The 3,246-nt window shown below is 68.5% G+C and carries 3 protein-coding genes and 1 pseudogene; 1 reads left to right on the top strand and 3 read right to left on the bottom strand.

The genetic code is table 11. The annotated features are described in order from the left end of the window. Positions 1–229: 229 nt before the first annotated feature. Positions 230–412, top strand: a pseudogene (locus tag ABZY12_RS34245) (hypothetical protein); the annotation flags it as partial. A gap of 26 nt (positions 413–438) precedes the next feature. On the opposite strand, the gene ABZY12_RS34240 reads toward ABZY12_RS34245, so the two are convergent. Genes ABZY12_RS34240 through ABZY12_RS34230 form a run of 3 tightly spaced genes read right to left on the bottom strand, consistent with a single transcriptional unit; the run spans position 439 to position 2,855 of the window. Then, the gene (locus ABZY12_RS34240; protein ID WP_356897349.1) at positions 439–1,104 is read right to left on the bottom strand and encodes a hypothetical protein; all 666 of its coding nucleotides are present in this window, start codon (positions 1,102–1,104) and stop codon (positions 439–441) included. Positions 1,105–1,107: 3 nt separating this feature from the next. Next, on the bottom strand, positions 1,108–2,388 hold the full coding sequence (locus ABZY12_RS34235; RefSeq protein WP_356897347.1) for a hypothetical protein: 1,281 nt from the start codon (positions 2,386–2,388) through the stop codon (positions 1,108–1,110). Next, positions 2,316–2,855, bottom strand: a complete 540-nt coding sequence (locus tag ABZY12_RS34230; RefSeq protein WP_356897345.1) for a hypothetical protein — start codon at positions 2,853–2,855, stop codon at positions 2,316–2,318. The genes ABZY12_RS34235 and ABZY12_RS34230 overlap by 73 nt, the downstream gene beginning before the upstream one ends. Positions 2,856–3,246 lie beyond the last annotated feature (391 nt).

Genomic DNA, 3,246 nt, shown 5'->3' with positions numbered 1-3,246 from the left:
TCAACACCAGGCAACAACGGCGCTATCCGACCCCACGCCGCATCCGTCAGCTCACCACGACCCACCACAAGATCAATTATCAGACAGGACCTAGGCCGACTTCACGTGTGAGGTTGTTGAACGCCCCCCCGTGGTCGACCCGGCGATGTCGGACTCCCTTACGCCGACCCGCCCGGTGTGCGAGGGCGTCCGCGACCTGGTCGTGGGTCATCTGGGAACGCCCCCTGACGCCGGCCTTGGCGGCCTTCTCGTACAACTCGGCCTTGGTCAGCGACCGCAGCGATTCGCCGAGCGGACGGCTCTCGCGGTGTGCGCCGTGGCCGTCCTTCTCCTCGGGGTGTGCGGGGTGGTGGCGTACCGCAGAAGAAGGGCGAGGCCGTCCTCGGGCGACACCACGGCCGAGAAGTCGTGACTCTGCCCGACGGGTCGGTGGCGCGGTCACCAGTCGACGTGGGTGGTGATCCACTTCTGCAGGGCGTTCTCGTCCTGCTCGGGCGGCAGGTCGGGGCCGCAGGCGAGCGGGGTGTAGGAGAGCTGGAGGTGGGTGAGATAGCCGTAAGGGCCGTTGTCCGGTGACGGCCCGAGGATCAGGGCGTGGGTCGGGGTGCGCCACACGCGGTGGGTCATGGCAGGGCCGGCGACGAAGGCCGCCTCGCAGGTGATCGTGCGCTCGGGAGCCGAGCCCAGGTGTCCGGTCACCGCCTGCGCCGCCCGGGCCAGCACGTCCTCGCAGTCCTCGACCGTGGCCGGCCGCGTCCCGGTCCAGCCGGGCTGCTTCTGCCAGTCGTCCATGAGGTCGAACAGCCACCGTCCGTTGCGCATGGCCTCGTCTTCCGGGTCGACGGGGTAGATCTCGCCGAAGACAAGGAAATGCCGGGTGTCGGTGTGCCCGAAGGGGATGTAGCTCTCGCTGCACAGCACATGGCCGTGCCCGGTGACCAGGGAGTCGCAGACCAGGGAGTGCTCCCAGCTCCATCCGCGCCGCCGCACCATCTCCTCGACCACCTCTTCGGGGACCGGGGGCTCGGTCGGCAGACCGACGAGTTCGGCGACAGCGGGGACGGTCAACGGCCGGTGGGCGAGAGCATGTACGGAATCGGGCACACCTCACCCTAGATCGTTTCCGGAAGTCGTGGGAGCCCCGAGCCGGTCCAGGCGAACCGGTCGGGGGCGGCCCGGAGGATCGCGCCGACGTCCGGCCAGGTCGGCGGTACGTGGACCTCGCACAGCGGGTCGATGAGGTCGGGGAACCGCCCATCTCGGCGGTCCCGGGCGAGGTGGGCGGCCACGCGCCGGTACGTCCGGGCGGTGTGCGGGATCAGCCCCTCGACGACGAGCCGGTAGTACGCCTGCCGGAGGGTGCAGCAACCTTGTTGTAGCCGGTGACTCGTAGTGAGACACCGAGGGCAGCGGCCTGGTGTCCGGCGGAAGATGCGCCAGGCGCCACTCGTGCAGGGACGTCACCGTCGCCGGCGGCTGGCCGAGGGTCCGGGCAGCCGGTGCGGGCTCGGTCTCGGCCTGGACGGCCTTGCGGGCCTCCAGCGCGACCGCATCCACAGTCATCGCCCCGGCCCGCAGAGCGGCGGCCAGGCCGGCGACGACATGCTCGTGCGTCATGTGACGTCCGAGCAGCAGCACCTCGATGAGCGCGCGGGTGCCGTCCCGCTCGCCGTGGATCTTCATGGCCTGGGCCCACCAGGCGTCGTGGACCGGGGTGAACTTGCCCGCCGAACGGGCCTGTTCGAGAGCGGTCGAGCCGGGAAAGGCTCCGGGCTTGCGGACCAGGACCTCCAGGTAGTGGTCCAGTTCAAGACGGACGGCGCCTTTGGCGATCAGCCGCTCGTGCCGTGCCACCTCCACGTTCTGGTCGTAAACCACCAGGTGAGAGGCGTGAAGAATTACTCGGACCCGTTTGCCGATCAGCCGGATGGGGACCGAGTAGCGGTTCGTGCGGACCGGGAGCTGGCCGTAGCGGTCGACTCGCGGGGTGAACAGCCGCCCGGTCTCGAACGGCTCCCCTGGCAACGGCATCAGCAGCGGTTGTTCAAGCGCGAAGTCCTCGGCGATGGTCCGGGACCTGGAGCCGATCCGGCGGGCGTCGTCCTGTCGGTCCCACTGCTCGACCATCTCATTCAGCTCGGCGAGCGAGGAGACCTCGGGGGCGGGGACGAAGTGGTTGCGGCGGAAGTAGCCGATCTGGCCCTCGACGCCGCCTTTCTCGTGGGCGCCTTCGATGCCTGGGCGGCAGTAGAAGCTTTCGATGCCGTAGTGCGATTTGAAGGCGATCCACCGGTCCGCCTCCACTCTCGCCCGGCTCAGCCCGGGCACGCGGGCGACGGCGGCCTTGAGGTTGTCGTAGAGGACCTTGCTCCGTGGAACACCGCCCATTGTCCGCAGTGCGTGGACGTGACCTTCGAAGAACGCCTCCTGGCCGCAGAGGCGAACACCCGATGGACGGCCTTGCCGGAATACGACAGACGGAAGGAGAACAGGTAGCAGGTCACCAGCTCGCCGGCGAGCCGGATCGTGACGTCGCCGAAGTCGACCTCCGCCTCGTGACCGGGCCGGTGGGTCTGCGGGACGAACGCCTCCAGCGGGGCCTTGCCCGACTCGACGAGGATCTCGGGCTTCCGGGCCGCGACGTAGTAGCGGACCATCCCGTAGGAGACGTCGGCGCCGTGTTCCTCGACCAGCCGGTGGAAGATCCGGGTGACCGTGTGCCGCTGCTTGCGCGGCGCGTCCAGGTCCGCCCGCAGGATCTCGTCGATCACCGACTTGTAGCGGTCCAGCCCGGTCGCCCGCGGCGGCAGCTTCTTGCGCGGCTCCGGCCAGGACGAGTCCAACGCCTTCCCCACGTCCGCCACGTCACGCCGTGCTTGCGCTCAAGCTCCCGCATCGACATGCCGCCACGGTGGTCACGCCGGATCGCCGCGTACAACTCGACCTTCGACATCCGCGGCATGACCAGCACCTTTCACCAGGAGCATGTCGATGCTGCCCTGGCAAGAACCCCGGTGCCTCCCAAACTCGTCGACATCACCCATCCGTGGAGCAGAGCGCCTCCCAAACCCATCGACAAGCGACGTCGCTACTGCTCGATAAAGCCAGCTGGCTATGTTCACGAGTGAGAGCAGCGTTTGTTCACGAGTTCGGGTTCTGGCTCACTTTCCGTGGAGTGTGCACGCTGAGTGACGGTTGTCGAGCGAGCGAGCCCTTGGGAAGTTGCCCGGAATTGAGCCGTACCGG

This window comes from Streptomyces sp. NPDC006551, assembly GCF_040611675.1.
In the GTDB taxonomy this organism is placed as follows: Bacteria; Actinomycetota; Actinomycetes; order Streptomycetales; family Streptomycetaceae; genus Streptomyces.
Note: the sequence above shows the minus strand (reverse complement) of the source record. Positions and strands in the feature narration are given on the sequence as shown.